Below are 17200 nucleotides of genomic sequence, written 5' to 3' on the forward strand. Positions count from 1 at the left end.
AGTGCGGGCAGACCAATAGGAGGGCAGCGCAAAGTAGCAGTCTAGCCGGAAGGACGCCAGCTGTCGAGGGGGCCCACCGACGGCGGCCCAGCCTCGCGTTGAGGACCAGAGTGAACCCGCACGCGCTTTCAGTCAAGAGATCACCGATCGATCACTCTCGTGGCGGAAAACACGATCACTTCACGTGAGCGTGCAGGGGTCGGTTTAACCTGGTCAGGGGCATTTGATCATCCCATGTGGCACTTCGATCAAGCCCTCAGCGAACCCCCTCCGATCGGCTCTTGACAACCTTCTGAATGCCTTGCTCGGACCACAGAGGAGGGACGCGGAACGCGCTCCCGGACGGCCGGTGGCCGCTGCGAATCACGCCGAACCTCCGCGACGGCGGCCGCGCCGCGCCCGAAAGGAGGCGCGGGAAGCCGATCACCCCTTCCGCGACGAACGCCACACAATTCACTCGCGCCCCGCGAGCCCCAATTCGCACACCTCTCGATTGGACTCATTCCAGAAGGCGTGAGCGAAATTCACGCGAAGCTCTTTCGCGATCTTGAAAACATTGGTCCACGCCAATTCGCGAGACCACCCGAGACCACTCGCGCGACTCCTGAAATCTGGAAACGACCGTTCACGAATGACTACTCTGAGTATCGGTAGTCGGCTTGACCTGGACGGCCGTAGCCCGAACGTCGTAACGCTGCGGGGCTCACCATCGACGCCGGGCGATCCCCCGCGCGGCTTGACCACATCGAGACCCCGAGATGCCGCAAACATTCCCCTACGGGGCTGAAGCCGTCGCGCAGAGCTAGTAGTTTCTTCGACCGAAGCTCTGCAAATGCATCCAACGGGGGGATGCGTCACCTCTGGGGGCGATCCCACCCAGTAACGCATGGGCTACTCGACAATTACCTCCGCCGGTAACGTGAGATGACCACCGGCTTCCCCGACCGGTGCCCGGCAGGCCACAGGAGAAACGACCGATGACAGACGATGCAAGCCGCGCGAGCGAACGGTTCCGCGGGCTGCAGCGTTGGACCGGCGGCAAGGACCAGAGCGGCCCTCAACCCCCACAATCCAGTTGGTTCGCCCCGGAGGACGACGGCGACGCCACCCCGGACGCCCCGGACGCAAGACCGGGCGGTCCGCACAGCGGGACGAACCCGGGTGTCGGCGGGGGCCCCGTCACGGGCGGCCAAGCAGCGGTCGGATCGAAACCCGGCGGCCCCAAAGCCGGGGGAACCGAGCGTCGCAGCGCCGAGCAGCGCTACGCCGACGCCATCGCGGCCATGAACCAGATCGTCACCACGCTCGACTTCAGCAACCTCGGCTGGGTCACCGAGGTCTTCCGCACCACCGCGGGCGTGCTGCGCGAGGACGACCCCGCCCGGGCGGGCGTGCTCAACAACCTCGGCAGCGCCGCGCAGCTGACCCACGTGCGCAGCCGCGAGCTCGCCGACCTCGAAGACGCCATCGGCTACTACCGCGCGGCGACGACCTCCGCGCACTCCGGCGACCGCGACCGCATCCTCTACTACTGCAACCTCGCGCTGGCCCTGACCGATCTCGCGGGCAAGACCGGCCAGGCGCAGCTCGCGGCCGACAGCGCGCAGGTCGCGCGCGACGCCGTCGAGAAGACCCCCAAGCGCGATCAGCGGCGTCCGATGGTGCTGCTGCGCTTGGCGAACGCGCTGAAGCTGCACGCACAGCTCGCGGACTCGGCGGAATCCGACGAGGAGTCCATCGCGGTGTTCCGCGAGGCCGCGCGGATCTCCCCGGCCAGCGACCCCACCACCTCCGAGCTGCTGATCAACCTCGGTGCCGCGCTGATGCGCCGGTACCAGCGCAACGGGGAACCGGACGATCTCGACGAGGCGATCCGCCATCTCTCCGCCGGATCCGGCGCGCTGCCCGACGGCGACGGCAGGCGCGGGGGCTTGTGCCGGTACGCCGAGGCGCTGCGGCTGCGCTTCCAGCGCAACGGCGATCTGACCGATCTCAACTCCGCGCTCAACGAGCTGATCGGCGTCCTCGGAGCGCTCGAAAGCGGGAACCTGCAGCTGGGGCTGGCCGTCTGGCAGCTGTCGGCCGCGACCGCCGAGCACGTCGACGCCACCGGCGAATCCGGTCAGCTGCGCCGGGTGCTCCGGCCGATCGCCCCGGCCGTGCGAGCGCTGTCCACCGACGACACCTACCGCGCCCTCGCACTGGGCGGTTACGCGATCCTGCTGCGCAGGCACTTCCAGCACGGAGGCGAGGCCAAGGCCCTGGACACCGCGGTCACCGCGGGCGAAGCTTCCGTCGAAGCTGCGGCGCCCTCGCAGCGCGCGCGGATGATCACCGCGCTCAACACCAGCCTCCTGGTGCGCTACGAGCACGGCGAGAACCGCGACGACCTGGATCGCGCCGGTGAGCTGGCCCGCGAGGCGGCGAAGTCCTCCGAGAGCGAGACCCAGCACATCGCGTGGGTCCAGCTGGGCGCGGTGCTGGCGCACCGGTTCCAGCACGCAGGGCGCGCGCAGGACGTCGAGACCGCGATCGAGCTGTTCGACCAGGCGCTGATCGCCATGCCCGACACCACCCCGGGGCGGGCGGCGGTGTCGATCCAGCTCGGCCGCGCGCTGCAGTCGCTGCACCAGCGCACCGGGCGTCGGCGGTACTACCGGTGGGCGCGCAAGGTGCTCACCGAGGCCGCCACGCAGAGCAACGCTCCCGCCGAGCAGCGGCTGCGGGCAGCCGCGCTCGCCGGCCGCATCAGCGCGCAGGAGCAGCGCTGGTCCGAAGCGCTGGAGTCGTTCACCACCGCCGTCGAACTGCTGCCGCTGATGACCCGCGGCAAGCGGGTCGTCGCTTCGCCGAGCGCGCAGCAGCGGTGGGCCTCGATCGTGGCCGACGCGGCGGCGAGCGCCATCGAAGCGGGTGAGCCGGACAAGGCGGTGGAGCTGATCGAGCACGGGCGGTCGGCGATACTGGCCGACTTCCTGCCCAGCGGCGGCGAGCTCGGCTCGCTGCACCGCGATCACCCGGACCTCGCCGACGAGATCGTCCGGTTGCGGCGGTTGCTGGACCGCCCGGCGGAGGACCCCGACCTCGGCGACGCCGACGACCGGAGCCGGCTGGCCGATGCCTGGACCGCGCTGATCGACGAGGTCCGCGAGATCCAGCCGGGACACCTGCGGATGCAGCAGTTCAGCGCGCTCAGCGGGGTCGGCGGCGACGGGTCGGTGGCGATCGTCAACCTCAGCCGGTACCGCTCCGACGTTCTGGTGATCTTCGGCGGCCGGGTGCTGACCGTCCCGATCCCGCACTCCACCCCGGAGAAGGCGAGTGAGCAGGTCCTGTCCCTGCTGACCGCCGCGCAGCACGACGACCACGCCGCGATGGCCGAGGTGCTCGACTGGACGTGGGTGCGGCTGGTCCGCCCGGTGCTGGACCGGATGGGATACCTCAACACGCCGCCCGCCGGCGCGCGCTGGCCCCGGGTCTGGTGGAGCGGGTTCGGCGCGGCGGCCTACCTGCCGCTGCACGCGGCGACCGCGCACGCCGGCGCCTCGGCCCTGGATCGCGTGGTCTCGTCGTACACGCCGACCCTCGGGTGCCTGCTGCGGGCGCGCACCCGGCCGGTCCCGGACGGGGAGGCGCTCGTGGCGGCGGGATCCGCCGTGCAGGTCTCGCGCGAACTCCCGCCGCAGAACCAGGTGCTGGCGCAGTACTGGCCGAGCGCCGGGATCGTCTCGACGGAGAGCGCCAGCGCGACCGACGTGCTGCGGATGCTGCCGAACTACCCGTGGGTGCACGTCTGCGAGCCGAGCTCGCAGTTCCCCGCGCAGCCCGCCGCCGGCATGCTGCTGGACCGCGAGGGCCAGCGGCCGCTCGGGCTGGTCGAGCTCGGGCAGGTCGCGCTGGACAAGGCCGAGTTCTGCTACCTCGGTCAGGTGGCGACCGCGGCGGATCACCCGACCTCGGCGGCGCTGTCGCTGTGCTCGGCGCTGGCCTTCGCCGGGTTCACGCACGTCGTCGGCACTCTGTGGGAGGTCGAGACGAACAGCGCGGTCGAAGCGCACGCGGACTTCTACGGGGAGGTCTTCGGGTCGAACGGCTACGGCACGGACGGTGCGGCCTACGCGCTCCACAACGCGGTCCGGGAGCTCCGCAACGCCCACCCCGACAAACACGCGATCTGGAGCGCCCACACCCACGTCGGCCCGTAACCTCACCCGGTCCCAGCTTCAGGGGTGATTGCGGTCTCGCGTTGCTTGGCGGTGCGGGTGGCGGAACCTCACACGCCGCCTGGACTCCGTGCGCCACTCCTGATGTATGCCAATACACGGCGTCGCGGCGTACTCGCCAGACGACGTGTGAGAACCCGCGGCGGTGCGGGCTGAGTCCCACACCTGAAGACAACGGCACCCACCAGGTCCCAGTTTTAGTCATAACTGAGCCGACATTTCGGACATGATCATGGCTCGGTTTGGACTAAAACTGGGACTTGGTGACCCCGGGGCTCTTCCGGGGCGTGCGTGCGAAGCGGGAAGCCCCTCGCTCGGGCGCTCCTGGTGGGGCGTTCCGGGCGAGGGGCTTCTCGCTGGGCTTCGCGTCTCCGGTCAGCGGAGGGTGAGCTGGGTGATCTTCCACTTGTCGCCCTGCTTCTCGGCGCTGACCGAGAGCTGAGCGGGACCGATGTTGGACTCACCCGTGTTGGCGCGCATGGCGTGCTGATCCAGGAAGACCAGGACCTCGGCCCGGTCGCCTTCGAGATGGGTCACCGCGCTGTTCTTGGCAGTGGTGGTGACGATCAGCTGCTGCTGCGGCGCCTGCTGCTTGACCAGGGCGAACAGCTCGTTGTACTTCTGCACGGCCGAGCCGACCAGGAGGTCCTTGGCGGCGTTCTCGGTCTTGGCCGTGTCGTTGAAGTCGTAGGAGAAGAGCTTCTCGACGCCCTCGCTGATCTGGCCGTTGACCTCGCTGGTCTCGCCCGCCGAGGTCAACGCCTCGTTCGCGGCGGAACCGGTGTTGTAAGTCGTGTAGGTCGCGACGCCGAAGAAGATCGCCAGCGCGGCCAGGACCGCGGTCGCGCTCCACAGCACCCAGGGGGACCCGGTCTTGCCGGAGTCCTGCTCCTCGGACTTCGACTCCTCGGACTCCGGCTCAGCGGCATCCTCGGATCCGCTCTCCTCGGACTCAGCCTGCGAGGACTTAGCGGCCGAAGTCTCAGCAGCCGAGGACTCAGCGGCCGAAGTCTCAGCGGCCGAGGACTCAGGCGTCGAGGTCTCCGCGTCGGAAGGCTCGTCGACCGCGGGCTCGTCAGCGGACCCGGCCGCAGAGGACTCCTCGGACGAAGCCGAGTCCGCAGCAGCCTCGCTGACCTCGGCGGACGCGGGCTCAGCCGCCTCTGGCGCCGCGGGCTCAGCGGTCTTCGGCTCCTGCTCCGCCGCCTCCGGCGTCGCGTTGCCGTTGACGTGCTCGTCTTCCACCGGCGTCGAGGCGGGCGAGGCGGTGGGCTTGCGCAGGCCGGCCACCTTCGGCCGGCGGGCCGCTGGCTGCCGGTTCGTGCCGGAACGGCGGTTGGTTGGCACTGGCTCTACTCCTCGAATCGCTTTCGGGTCTCGCCGTTCAGCCGACCGGGACGGTGCCCAGTCCGCTGATCTTCCAGACGTCGCCCTCACGCGTGAGTTCGGCCTGGTAGCGATCCTGCTTGTTGGCCGGGGGCTGGCCTTCCACAGTCACCGTGATCTGCATGACCGCGATCATCCTGGCCTTGCCCGCGTTCTCGTCGAGCTCGACGATGCCGGCGTCGAGCACGCGGGCAGTGGTGGTGCTCTTGGCCTGCTGGATCCGGGTCGCGTAGTCCTTGCGGCCCTTCTTGACCTCGTCCCGCAGCGGGCCGGTGGAGGTGTCCTCCCACCGCTGCAGACCGCGGTCGATGTCCTTGTGGTCCAGGGTGTTGAAGTTGACGATCGCTTCCTGGCCCTGCTGCAGCGCCTCGTCGCGGGTCTCCGCGTAGGCGACCGAGGAGTTGTTGATGGCCATCACCCACAACACCCCGAGGACCAGGGCGCAGACCAGGCTCACCACGAACAGCACCAGCGACAGCTTGGGCCGCCGGCGAGCGGTGTCGGCTTGAACGGTCACGTGTTGCCTCTCTTACTGCCCGGGTGCGTTCTGCGCGCCGCGCACTGAGATGTCACTGCCCGGAGGCTCAGCGCAATGCGCGTCCTTGTTCAGCGGGGCCTGGCTCATGTCGTTGCCTGCCCGCTCCGGTGTTCCCTCATACCCCTTCGTACACGGCATCGGGTCGAAGAGGTTCAGCACCAGTCCGAAGTGAGCCGTGCCATCCCCGGGGACGACGGTGTTGGACACCGCGACCTGCGCCGGGTAGCTGACGAACAGCTGCTCCATGCCGTCGGTGTGCGACGACAGCAGTTGCGAGGTCGTGGTCAGGTTGGCCAGCAGCGGTCCGATCCGGGGGTTGTCCTTGATCAGGCCGGAGAGCTGAACGGCGGCCGGGGGCGCCTTCTGGATGACGCCGCGCAGGTCGCCGTCGGAGCGTTCCAGCGACTGCGACAGCAGGTTCAGGTCCTTGCTGAAGGACTTGATGGCCGAGCCCTGGTCGTTCTGCGTGCCGAGGACGGTCTTGCCGTCCTCGAGCAGCTGCACCGTCTGCGGCAGGTGGTTCTGGGCCTGCGTGGTGAACTCGCGGGAGGTGTCCAGGATGGTCTGCAGGTGGCCGCCGTTGTCCCGGAAGGCCGTTCCCAGCTCGCTGACGACGGTGCGCAGCGAGTCCTGCGGCACCGACTTGGCGAACGAGTCCAGGTTCATCATCAGGTCCTGGACCGGGAGCGGCGTCGTGGTCCGCGATTCGGCGATGACCGAACCTTCCTTGAGGTACGGACCCTTGTTGTGCTTGGGACGCAGGTCGACGTACTGCTCACCGACGGCGGACCGGTTGGTGACGACGGCTTCCACGTCGGCCGGGATCGAGGGCGCCTTCTCCTCGATGTCCAGCGGCACCTGGACGCCGTCGGCGGTCAGCTTCAGGTCGCCGACCCGGCCGACCGGAACGCCGCGGTAGGTGACCTCGGCGTTCTTGAAGACACCGCCGGTGCTGGCGAGGTTGAGCGCGACCTCGTACCCGCGGTTGCCGAAGAGCCGGTCCATGCCGGCGTACTTGAACCCTGCGTAGCTGCAACCGATCAGAGCGATCAGCACGAAGCCGATGATCTGGAATCGTGCTCGACGGGTGAGCATCAGTCGTCACCTCCGAACAGCCAGCCCAGCACGCCGCCACCGGATTCATTCGGCTTCGGCTGGGGAGGTGCGGGTTTCTGGGGCTGTTGCGTCTGGCCGTTCAACGGGAGCGGAAGGCCGTCGGGCACCGGCAACAGCGGCTGACGCGACCGCCCGAGGTTGTCGACGATCGTGCTCAGGTTCAGGTCGACCTTGAGGTACAGGTTGGTGTAGTCGCTCTTCCCGATGCCTTCGACCGCGTTGTCCGGGAACGGGAAGGTGACGAGGGTTTCCAGCGACTTCGGCAGCGCGTCACCGGCCGCTGCGAGCTGGTGCAGCGTCGGCGCGAGCTGGTTGAGGTCGTGAACGAGGTCCTCGTGCGACTTGTCGACGACGTTGGTCGCCACGCCCGAGAGCTTGTCCAGCGACTGCAGCATGGTCACCAGCTGGCCGCGCTGCTCGTGGAGCACCTGCAGCCCGGGGCCGAGGTCGCGCAGCGCGGTGTCGATGCTGCCGCGCTGCTCGTTGAGCTTGGCCGAGAGCCGGTTGACGCTGTCCAGGGCGCGCACGATGTCGTTGCGCTGCGCGTCCAGCCCAGAGACCAGTTCGTCGAGGTTGTTGAGCAAGCCGCGGATGTCGGACTCACGCCCGCTCATCGCCTTGTTGAGCTCCTTGGTGATGTCCTGCAGCTGCGCGACACCACCACCGTTGAGCAGCAGCGACAGCGCGCCGAGGACCTCTTCGACCTCGGGGTTGCGGTTCGAGCGGTTCAGGCCGATGGTCGCGCCTTCGGTCAGCCGCCCGGAGGCAGCCTGCGGGGGCGCGGCCAGCTCGACGTACTTCTCACCCAGCAGGCTGGACTGGCGCAGCCGGGCGACGGAGTTGGCGGGCAGCTTGACGTCTCCGTTGAGGGTCACCGTCACCTCGGCGTCCCACGTCCCGGGTGCCAGGACGATGTTGGAGACCCGTCCGACCGCCACGTCGTTGACCCGGACACCCGCGTTGGGCACGAGGTCGAGCACGTCGGTGAAGCGGACCTTCACGTCGTAGGGGTCGCTGCCGACGTCGGCTCCGCCCGGCAGCGGCATGTCGTAGACGCCGCGCGAGGAGCAACCCGACAGCGCCAGCAAGCCGACCGCCGCGACCGCACCGACCTTGACGGCCGACTTGCGGTTGAGGACGGATCGCACGAGCCGGGTCATCGAACCGGGCCGCATCACTGGCCACCTCCAGCGGGCTGAAGTCCGTTGGTCAGCGGCAGCGGCAACGGCGGGAGCTTGCCGTTCTGCACCGCGTTGAGGGTTTCGGCCAGCGTCGGCAGCTTCTCGGCGCCGCCCAGGACCGGTCGCAGCGCGTCACAAGCCGTGCTGACCTCCAGCGGGACCTCCTTCGGCGTGCTCTGGTCGAGCAGCTTGCAGACGGAGACCAGCGGGGGTTGGTTGAGCTCGTTGAACATGGCGCGCTGGTCCAGCGTTCCGGAGGCACCGTTGTAGGTGTTGTTCAGGTTGCTCATGGCCAGTGGCGCGTTGGTCAGCGATTCGTTGAGCGCCGCCTTCTGCTTGACCAGCACGGCGGCCACGTCGTGCAGCTGGCTGACGTTGGACTGCACCTGAGAGCGGTTGTCCCGCACAAAGGTCTCCACCTTACCCAGCGCCACCGACAGCTCGGCCAGCGCCGCGCTCATGTCGTTGCGCTCACCGGCGAGATGGCTGCTGACCTCTTCCATCTGCGAGTTGAACCGGCGCATCTGGCCGTCGTTGTCGGCGAGCATCCCGGTGAACCGCTGCAGGTTGTCGACCGTCTTGAACAGCTCGTCGCTGTTGCCCGACAGCGTCGTGCCCGCTTCGCCGAGGTTGCGCAGGGTTTCCGACAGCGCCTTGCCGTTGCCCTCCAGGTTGGCGGCACCGGTGTTGAGCAGGTCGGTCAGCGCGCCGTTCTTGTTGGCCCCGTTGGGACCCAGCGCGTTGGTGAGGTCGTTGAGGCTCCGGTAGATGTTGTCCAGCTCGACGGGCGTCGCGGTGCGATCGGCGGGGATCACCGCGTCGTCGCCGAGCTTCGGGCCTCCCTTGTAGACCGGCGCGAACTGCACGTACCGGTCGGAGACGACGCTGGGCGAGACGGCGACCAGGTTGGCGCTGGCGGGGATCGCGGTGTCGCGGTCCACGCTCAGCGTGACCTTGACCTGCTTGCCCTGCGGCGTCACCTCGTCGATGGTGCCGACCGGGACGCCGAGGATGCGCACGTCACCGCCCGGGTACAGGCCCACGGCCGCGTCGAAGTAGGCGGTGACCTTGCGCTCGGCCGCGCCGTAGAACAGCCACCAGCCGCCGACGGCGCCGAGCAGCACGACCACGATCCCGACGGTGAGGACCTTGGCCAGCGTCGAGGTCTTCGAGGGTGCGTTCGTCATTGCTTGCAACCCTCCTGGTTGATCGGCCCGACGGCGGGCGGGAGCAGACCGCAGATGTAGGTGTCGAACCAGCGGCCGTTGCCGAGGACGTTGGAGAACAGCCTGGTGAACGGGGCGAAGGTGTTCAGGCTCCGGTCCAGGTTCTGCTGGTTGCGCTGCAGCATCTTGGTCACCTTGTCCAGCTGTTCCAGCGTCGGCCCCAGCTGCGCCTGGTTGTCGTCGACCAGCCCGGTCAGCTGCTGCGACAGCTCCTGGGTTCCGGTGAGCAGCGACGAGATCGATTCCCGGCGGGCCCGGAGCTCCTGGAGCAGCAGGTTGCCGTCGGAGAGCAGCTTCTCGAAGTCCTCGTTGCGGTCGGCGAGCTGCTGGGAGACCTGCGTGGTGTTGTTCAGCAGGTGCTCGATCTCCTCGTCCCGCGACGAGATCGTCTTCGAGAGCTGCGAGAGCCCGTTGAGGGCACCGCCGACTTCACCGGGCGTGTCCTTGAACGTGCTGGAGAGGGTTTCGAAGCTCTTGGCCAGCTGCGCCGTGTCGATCTGGTCGACGTTCTTGGACAGGTCGCTGAACGCTTCGATGACGTCGTACGGCGACATGGTCCGGTTCAGCGGGATCGGCTGGTCGTTGTCGAGCTCCTTGGAACCCTGCGGGTCCAGCGCCAGGTACTTCTGGCCGAGCAGCGTCTTGACCTTGATCGCCGCGGTGGTGTGGTCACCGATCTCGGCGTCGTTGATCCGGAAGCTGACCAGCACGCGGTCGCCTTCCAGCTCGACGTCGGAGACCGTGCCGACCTTGACGCCTGCGACCCGGACCTCGTTGTCGGCCCGCAGCCCCGCCGCCTCGCTGAACTCGGCGGTGTACTTGGTGCCGCTGATCAGCGGCAGCCGCTCGTAGTTGGCCACCAGCAGGAACGCCACCACCAGCACCAGGATGCCGGCGATGCCGATCTTGAGCGGGTCGCGCTGGGAGTAGGAAGTCATCGCTGGCACCTCGGCTGGGTCACCGGCGCGAGCGGCAGCGGCAGGTTAATGTTGCCGACGCCGACGTTGCCGGAGGCACTGCACATGTAGAAGTTGAACCACGACCCGTGGGAAGCGGTGCGGCTCAAGCTCTCCAGCTTGTTCGGCATGTTGTGCAGCACCCGGTCCACGATTTGCTCGTTGTCGTTGAGGTTCTTCGACAGGTCACCGAGACCGGCGATGTCCTGCTGCAGACCCGGCCTGGCGTCCTCCAGCAGCCCCGCCGTGGTGTTGGTCAGGCCGTCCAAGGAGGTGATCGCGCTGCCGATGGAGTCGCGGTCCTCGGCGAGTCCGGACACCACCTGCCGCAGCTGACCGACCAGCTCGGAGAGCCGCTGATCACGCGCGTTGACGGTGTCCAGCACGCCGTTGAGGTTGGTGATGACCTCGCCGATCACCTTGTCGCGGGAGGCGATGGTGGTCGTCAGCGAAGCGGTGTGCGACAGCAGGCTCTCGACCGTGCCGCCCTCGCCCTGCAGGACCTGGATGATCTCGTAGGACAGCTTGTTGACGTCCTCCGGTGACAGCGCCTGGAACAGCGGCTTGAAGCCGCCCAGCAGCACGGTCAGGTCCAGCGCGGACTTGGTGCGCTCCTGCGGGATCATGCCGCCCTCGGGCAGGAATCCGCCCTGCGCGGTCCGGCCGGCGGCACCGCCGGAGCCGGCGGGCGTGGCCCCCTGCTCCAGCGCGATGTAGCGCTGTCCCACCAGGTTCCGGTACTTGATGGTCGCGGTCACCGACGACGGGAGCTTCCGGTCGGCGACGTTGAACGTCACCTGCGCGATCTTGTTGTCGACGAGCTCGACGTCCTCGACCTCACCGACCTTGACCCCGGAGATCCGCACCTCGTCGCCCTCGTTGAGGGCGGTGGCGTCGGTGAACCGCGCGGAGTACGAGGTCGCCGACCGCAGGTCCTGGTTCGCGATCGTCATGATCAGCAGACCGGAGGCCAGCAACGTGACGACGACGAAGATCATGAACTTGAAGAGCGGTCCGCGAATGCTGATCCCGTTCATCGGTAGCTCACCTCCGCACCTCGCAGCACCGGTCCGACCAGCAACCCGCCCCAGTCGGGAACCTCCGAGGAAGGACGTCCCAGGGCCGGAGCCAGCACGGTGGCCACCATGTCCTGCTCAGCGGGCGAGTTGACCCACTGCGTCGCGGTACCGGCCGGTGCTGATTGCGGGCTGGTGCCCGCTGCCGGGTTCAGGCCACCGGTCGCCGGGCGGGATGCCGGCGGCGGCACCGAGCCGTCCTTGAACGGGCCGTCCGGCGGGTATTCCGGCATCGGGTCCAGGTGCTCCATGAAGTTGTAGCAACGCGGTCCGCGCTTGTCGGCGAACTCCGGCTCGTCCTGGTTCGGCTCGTACTTGCCGCGGTGCGCGGCGACTTCGAGCGTCACGTGCAGACCCGGCTCGTTGGTGCCCTCGCCGAACGCCTTGCGGATGCGCGGGACGTACTCCGCCATCTCGCCCAGGAAGCACGGGAAGGACGACGAGTACTTCGACAGCACGTCCAAGGTCGGCCGCTGGGCATCGGCGAGCTGGATGATGTTCTTGCCGTTGGCGTTGAAGAACGTCGTCAGGTCGCCGGACGTCGTGGTCAGCTGCCCGGTCATCTTCTGCAGGTTCTGCTTCTGGTCCACCAGGGTTCGCGCCGTGGTGGAGAAGTTGTCCAGCGCGGAGATGATGTCCGGTGCGGCCTGCTCGTAGGTCTGCGCGACCCCGACCAGCTCCCGCAGGTTGTCCCGCAGGTCCGGCACCGACGGGTTGAGACCGTCCAGGTAGGTGTTGAGCTGCGACAGCGTGTCTCCGACCTGGTCGCCGCGCCCGGACAGCGCGTGGTCCAGCGCGTTGAGCGTGGACGCCAGGTCTTCGGGGTTCACCGCCTGCAGCACCGGCATCGTGTCGGCCAGAACCGTTTCCAGCTCCAGGCCCGCGCGGGTCCGGTCCTGCTCGATCACCCCGCCCGAGGCGAGCGTCTTGGACGACGGCTCCTTGGGCATGTCCAGCGACACGTAGCGCTCGCCGAACAGGGTGCGCGGCAGCAGCTGCGCCGAGACGTTGGACGGGATCTTCTCCGCCATGTCCGGCTGCAGCGCCAGGTGCAGCTCCGCTCCCTTGCCCGTCGACTTCACCTCGACGACGCGACCGACGATCATGCCGCGGACCTTGACATCGGAGTCCGGAAGCAGCTGGTTGCCGGTGGAAGCCGCCTTGAGGATCACGTCCGAGGAGGCCGTGAACGCCTTGTTGTAGAACGCCAGGCACAGCACGACGAACATGACCATGCTCATCAGCAGCGCCAGACCCATGACCCTGCGCTTGACCGTGGTGACCGCTCCGCGCCCGCTCATCCCGTGATCCGAACGGTCGTGGTGGTGCCCCAGATCGCGAGGCTCAGGAAGAAGTCCAGCAGGGCGGTGGTCACGATCGCGGTCCGCACCGCGCGTCCCACCGCGACGCCGACCCCGGCGGGGCCGCCGCTGGCCCGGTAGCCGTAGTAGCAGTGCGTCATGATCACCACCACGCTGAAGATCAGGACCTTCCCGAAGGACCACAGGACGTCCTCGGGAGGCAGGAACAGGTTGAAGTAGTGGTCGTAGGTGCCCGCCGACTGCCCGTAGAGGTAGACGGTGACGCCTCTGGCCGCGACGTAGGACGTCAGCAGGCCCAGCACGTAGAGCGGGACGACGGCGACGAAGCCGGCCATCACGCGGGTGGTCACCAGGTACGGAAGGCTCGGCACGCCCATGACTTCCAGCGCGTCGATCTCATCGGAGATCCGCATCGCGCCCAGCTGCGCCGTGAAGCCCGAACCCACCGTCGCCGACAGGGCCAGACCGGCCACCAGCGGCGCGATCTCGCGGGTGTTGAAGTAGGCCGAGATGAAGCCGGCGAAGGCCGAGGTGCCGAGCTGGTCGAGGGCCGCGAAGCCCTGCAGCCCGACGACCGTGCCGGTGAACAGCGTCAGGCCGATCATCACGCCGACCGTGCCGCCGATGACGGCCAGGGCGCCGCTGCCGAAGCTGACCTCGGCCAGCAGGCGCAGCGTTTCCTTGGCGTAGCGGGTGATGGCCCTCGGAATCCACGCCAGCGAGCGCATGTAGAACGACATCTGGTCACCCAGGTCGTCCAGCATCTCCACCGGCCGTCGGGCCGCGCGCTTGGCGCGCTGCGAGATCGTCACCATGTTCCCATTCCCCTGGCGGCCATCACATTCCCTTTGGCGGGACCAACTGCATGTACAGCGTCGTGAGGATGAAGTTCACCGCGAACAGCAGCAGGAAGGTGATCACGACCGACTGGTTCACGGCGTCCCCGACGCCCTTCGGACCCGGTGGTGGGTTGAGGCCGCGGAAAGCGGCCACCACACCCGCCAAGAAGCCGAAGATCAGGGCCTTGAGCTCACTGATCCACAGGTCCGGCAGCTGGGCCAGCGCGTTGAAGCTGGCCATGTACGCGCCCGGCGTCCCGTCCTGCATGATCACGTTGAAGGTGTAGCCACCGACCACGCCGACGACGCTGACCATGCCGTTGAGCAGCACTGCCACCAGCATCGCGGCCAGAACCCTGGGCACCACGAGGCGCTGGATCGGCGAGACGCCCAGCACCTCCATCGCGTCGATCTCGTCGCGGATCTTGCGCGACCCGAGGTCGGCGCAGATCGCCGAACCACCCGCACCGGCGATCAGCAGCGCCGTCACGATCGGACTGGCCTGCTGGATGATCGCCAGCACGCTGGCGGCACCGGTGAACGACTGGGCGCCGATCTGCCTGGTCAGCGATCCGAGCTGGAGCGCGATGACCGCGCCGAAGGGGATCGAGACCAGTGCGGTCGGCAGGATCGTGACGCTGGCGATGAACCAGCACTGCTGGATGAACTCACGGATCTGGAACGGACGCGAGGGCATGGCCCGCACGATGTCCATCCCCAGCGCGAACAGCTTGCCCGTCTGGCGCAGACCACCGGCACCGGGGAACTGCACCCGGGACGCGCTCACTGCTCACCTCGCTTGCGTCCGAACCAGCGGCGGCGACCGCCCGCGGGCTCTTCGTCCGCCTGCAACCCGCCGGGCCACACCGGTTCCTGCTCCTGCTGGCGCGGGTGCGGCGAGGGCCGCTGCTGCTGCGCCTGCTGGGGCTGCGCCTGCTGCTGGGCGAACTGCTGCGGCGCGGGCTGCTGGGGTGCGGCCTGCTGCGGCTGCTGAGCGAACTGCTGCGGCGGCTGCTGCGGGTTGGCGAACTGCTGGGGTGCCGCCTGCTGCTGCGGTGCCGCCTGCTGCTGCGGTGCCGCCTGCTGCTGGGGCCAGGAACCGGTCGCGGGGGACTTGAACCCGTAGAGCGCCAACTCCTCCGGAGTCAGGCTCTTGAGGATCTCCTCCTGCGCGGTGGGGTTCAGCGAGCGCAGCTGGCGCAGCACGCGCTCCTTGCGGCGGTGCACGGCGGAGCGGTCCGGCAGGCCGGGGCTGACCTCCAGCTGCGGCATCATCGCGGGGACCTGCGGTCGGCCGTGCTTGGCCAGCTCGGCCTCCACCAGCGCGGTGTCCTTCTCCTCGCTCATGCCGATCGGCCCGTCGGGCCGGCCGTTGAGGAACTGCACGACCACGGGCTCGTCGGAGGTCAGCAGGACCTCGCGCGGCCCGAACATCACCAGGTTGCGGCGGTAGAGCATGCCGATGTTGTCCGGCACGGTCCGAGCGGTGTTGATGTCGTGCGTGACGATCAGGAACGTCGCGTCGATCTGCGCGTTGAGGTCGACGATCAGCTGGTTCTGCACCGCGGTCCGGACCGGGTCCAGACCGGAGTCCGGCTCGTCGAACAGGAGGATCTCCGGGTCGAGCACGAGGGCGCGGGCCAGACCCGCGCGCTTCTTCATGCCGCCCGAGATCTCACCTGGGAGCTTGTCCTCCGCACCGATGAGACCGACCATCTCCATCTTCTCGAGGACCACGTTTCGGACCTCGGTCTCGCTCTTGCGGGTGTGCTCGCGGAGCGGGAAGGCGATGTTGTCGTAGAGGTTCATCGAGCCGAACAGCGCGCCGTCCTGGAACAGCACGCCGAAAAGCTTCCGAACCTCGTAAAGATCCTTTTCCGAGCAAGTGCAGATGTCCGTCCCGTTGATGACGACCTTGCCCTCATCCGGCTTGAGCAGACCCACCAGCGACTTCAGGAACACCGACTTGCCGGTGCCGGAAGGCCCGAGCAGCACGCTGATCTCGCCCTGGGGCAGATTCAGCGAGACGTCCCGCCAGATGGTCTGCGGGCCGAAGGACTTCGAGAGCCCTTCGACAACCACCTCGACGCCCATCCGAACCTCCGCGTCCTCGATTACACCGATTCCGGGGACGTAATCCATCCCCGGAGAAGCACCCTCGCACACGTGACGCGCCTAACGAAGGTAGTTGGCGTCACACCTATGCAACGAGCTCGACGCAGCAGGGTTACTCATGAGTTCACTACAAATCAAGGACCCTTCTCGGATACGTCCGAAAAAAGGTCCTCGTTTCCGCGCAAAGGAAAAGAGAACGGGCACCCGCAACAGCGAGTGCCCGTTCTCTCACAGCGAGTCAAAGACTCAGCGACTCCGGAACCTGGTTTTCGAACCCGACGCGTGCGGCGCAGCCGCGAGTCGTGGAGCGGCGTGTCAGGTTCCGCTACCCGGACCGCCGGACGAAGCGCCCAGCGGCCGGGTGGTGAATCACTTGACGGAGACGGAGGCGCCGGACTCTTCCAGCTTGCCCTTGGCCTCTTCGGCCTTCTCCTTGTCGACCTTCTCCAGGATGGCCTTCGGGGTGCCCTCGACGAGCTCCTTGGCCTCCTTCAGGCCCAGGCCGGTGACGATCTCGCGAACGACCTTAATGACCTGGATCTTCTTGTCGCCGGCGCTCTCGAGCACGACGTCGAACTCGTCCTGCTCCTCAGCCTCGGCGGCCTCGCCACCGGCGGCGGGGGCAACGGCGACCGCGGCCGGGGCGGCGGCGGTGACGTCGAAGGTGTCCTCGAACTGCTTCACGAACTCCGACAGCTCCAGGAGGGTCATCTCCTTGAAGACGTCCAGCAGCTCGTCGTTGCTCAGCTTCGCCATGTCGGCGTTCCTTTCTGCTCAGTGCCCGGGCACCGTCGGTATCCGGGTAAGGGGGTTTCGCGCGAAAGACGTTCCACGGGCCCGCAACGGCGCGCGCTCCACGCACCGTCCACTGCGGACTGCGGGAGCCTTACTCGCCCTTCTTCTCCTGAAGGGCGGCGGCCATGCGAGCCACCTGAGACGCCGGCGCGACGAACAGCGCGGCGGTCTCGTTCATCTTGGCCTTCATGGCACCGGCCAGCCTGCCCAGCGTGACTTCGCGCGAGTCGAGGTCAGCGATGCTGTCGACCTCGGACACGGACAGCGCGCGGCCGTCCATGTACCCGCCCTTGACCACCAGGTTCTGGTTGCCCTTGGCGAATTCCTTGATCGCCTTGGCTGCATCGACCGGCTCGCCTTCAACGAAGGCGATCGCGGTCGGGCCGACGAACAGGTCGTCGAGGCCCTCGACGCCCGACTGCTCGGC

The 17200-nt window shown here is 68.0% G+C and carries 14 protein-coding genes; 1 reads left to right on the plus strand and 13 read right to left on the minus strand.

Features of this window, described 5'->3' with window-relative positions; all coding sequences use genetic code 11:
* Nucleotides 1–977 precede the first annotated feature (977 nt).
* Nucleotides 978–4205 carry a CHAT domain-containing protein gene (locus tag FHU35_RS26665; protein WP_145744616.1) on the plus strand — a complete coding sequence of 1076 codons (3228 nt, stop codon included), beginning with the start codon at nt 978–980 and terminating at the stop codon, nt 4203–4205.
* 393 nt (nt 4206–4598) lie between these two features.
* Here the strand turns inward: FHU35_RS26665 and FHU35_RS26670 are convergent, their stop codons facing one another.
* From FHU35_RS26670 to rplJ, 13 genes are all read right to left on the minus strand, one after another.
* On the minus strand, nt 4599–5570 hold the full coding sequence (locus FHU35_RS26670; RefSeq protein WP_145744618.1) for a prolipoprotein diacylglyceryl transferase: 972 nt from the start codon (nt 5568–5570) through the stop codon (nt 4599–4601).
* Between the two features lie 37 nt (nt 5571–5607).
* Nucleotides 5608–6126 (minus strand): nuclear transport factor 2 family protein, encoded by a 519-nt coding sequence (locus FHU35_RS26675; RefSeq protein ID WP_246110593.1) that lies wholly within the window; start codon nt 6124–6126, stop codon nt 5608–5610.
* A 12-nt stretch (nt 6127–6138) separates the two neighbouring features.
* Nucleotides 6139–7242 (minus strand): MlaD family protein, encoded by a 1104-nt coding sequence (locus FHU35_RS26680; RefSeq protein ID WP_145744621.1) that lies wholly within the window; start codon nt 7240–7242, stop codon nt 6139–6141.
* Nucleotides 7242–8438 carry an MCE family protein gene (locus FHU35_RS26685; RefSeq protein ID WP_246110594.1) on the minus strand — a complete coding sequence of 399 codons (1197 nt, stop codon included), beginning with the start codon at nt 8436–8438 and terminating at the stop codon, nt 7242–7244. The genes FHU35_RS26680 and FHU35_RS26685 overlap by 1 nt, the downstream gene beginning before the upstream one ends.
* Entirely contained in the window at nt 8438–9631 is a 1194-nt protein-coding gene (locus FHU35_RS26690) for an MCE family protein (protein ID WP_145741391.1), read from the minus strand. Before FHU35_RS26690 ends, FHU35_RS26685 begins: the two co-directional genes overlap by 1 nt.
* Nucleotides 9628–10608 carry an MCE family protein gene (locus FHU35_RS26695; RefSeq protein WP_145741389.1) on the minus strand — a complete coding sequence of 327 codons (981 nt, stop codon included), beginning with the start codon at nt 10606–10608 and terminating at the stop codon, nt 9628–9630. Before FHU35_RS26695 ends, FHU35_RS26690 begins: the two co-directional genes overlap by 4 nt.
* The gene (locus FHU35_RS26700; protein ID WP_145741387.1) at nt 10605–11663 is read right to left on the minus strand and encodes an MCE family protein; all 1059 of its coding nucleotides are present in this window, start codon (nt 11661–11663) and stop codon (nt 10605–10607) included. Before FHU35_RS26700 ends, FHU35_RS26695 begins: the two co-directional genes overlap by 4 nt.
* Entirely contained in the window at nt 11660–13003 is a 1344-nt protein-coding gene (locus tag FHU35_RS26705; RefSeq protein WP_145741385.1) for an MCE family protein, read from the minus strand. Before FHU35_RS26705 ends, FHU35_RS26700 begins: the two co-directional genes overlap by 4 nt.
* Nucleotides 13000–13839: an MlaE family ABC transporter permease gene (locus FHU35_RS26710; RefSeq protein ID WP_145741383.1), complete on the minus strand. Its 840-nt coding sequence runs from the start codon at nt 13837–13839 to the stop codon at nt 13000–13002. The genes FHU35_RS26705 and FHU35_RS26710 overlap by 4 nt, the downstream gene beginning before the upstream one ends.
* A gap of 22 nt (nt 13840–13861) precedes the next feature.
* Nucleotides 13862–14650: an MlaE family ABC transporter permease gene (locus tag FHU35_RS26715; protein WP_145741381.1), complete on the minus strand. Its 789-nt coding sequence runs from the start codon at nt 14648–14650 to the stop codon at nt 13862–13864.
* Nucleotides 14647–15957, minus strand: coding sequence for an ABC transporter ATP-binding protein (locus FHU35_RS26720; RefSeq protein WP_145741379.1), 1311 nt, complete (start codon nt 15955–15957; stop codon nt 14647–14649). The genes FHU35_RS26715 and FHU35_RS26720 overlap by 4 nt, the downstream gene beginning before the upstream one ends.
* A 390-nt stretch (nt 15958–16347) precedes the next feature.
* Entirely contained in the window at nt 16348–16734 is a 387-nt protein-coding gene (gene rplL / locus FHU35_RS26725; RefSeq protein WP_145741377.1) for a 50S ribosomal protein L7/L12, read from the minus strand.
* Between the two features lie 130 nt (nt 16735–16864).
* On the minus strand, nt 16865–17200 hold a 336-nt coding region (rplJ, locus tag FHU35_RS26730), incomplete at its 5' end, for a 50S ribosomal protein L10 (protein WP_145744623.1).

It is taken from the genome of Saccharopolyspora dendranthemae (genome assembly GCF_007829955.1).
Lineage (GTDB): Bacteria > Actinomycetota > Actinomycetes > Mycobacteriales > Pseudonocardiaceae > Saccharopolyspora > Saccharopolyspora dendranthemae.

Coding starts and splice junctions, on each gene's coding strand:
- FHU35_RS26665 (WP_145744616.1), top strand. CDS start 978: ATGACAGACGATGCAAGCCGCGCGAGCGAACGGTTCCGCGGGCTGCAG.
- FHU35_RS26680 (WP_145744621.1), bottom strand. CDS start 7,242: ATGCTCACCCGTCGAGCACGATTCCAGATCATCGGCTTCGTGCTGATC.
- FHU35_RS26685 (WP_246110594.1), bottom strand. CDS start 8,438: ATGCGGCCCGGTTCGATGACCCGGCTCGTGCGATCCGTCCTCAACCGC.
- FHU35_RS26690 (WP_145741391.1), bottom strand. CDS start 9,631: ATGACGAACGCACCCTCGAAGACCTCGACGCTGGCCAAGGTCCTCACC.
- FHU35_RS26695 (WP_145741389.1), bottom strand. CDS start 10,608: ATGACTTCCTACTCCCAGCGCGACCCGCTCAAGATCGGCATCGCCGGC.
- FHU35_RS26700 (WP_145741387.1), bottom strand. CDS start 11,663: ATGAACGGGATCAGCATTCGCGGACCGCTCTTCAAGTTCATGATCTTC.
- FHU35_RS26705 (WP_145741385.1), bottom strand. CDS start 13,003: ATGAGCGGGCGCGGAGCGGTCACCACGGTCAAGCGCAGGGTCATGGGT.
- FHU35_RS26710 (WP_145741383.1), bottom strand. CDS start 13,839: ATGGTGACGATCTCGCAGCGCGCCAAGCGCGCGGCCCGACGGCCGGTG.
- FHU35_RS26720 (WP_145741379.1), bottom strand. CDS start 15,957: ATGGGCGTCGAGGTGGTTGTCGAAGGGCTCTCGAAGTCCTTCGGCCCG.
- rplL (WP_145741377.1), bottom strand. CDS start 16,734: ATGGCGAAGCTGAGCAACGACGAGCTGCTGGACGTCTTCAAGGAGATG.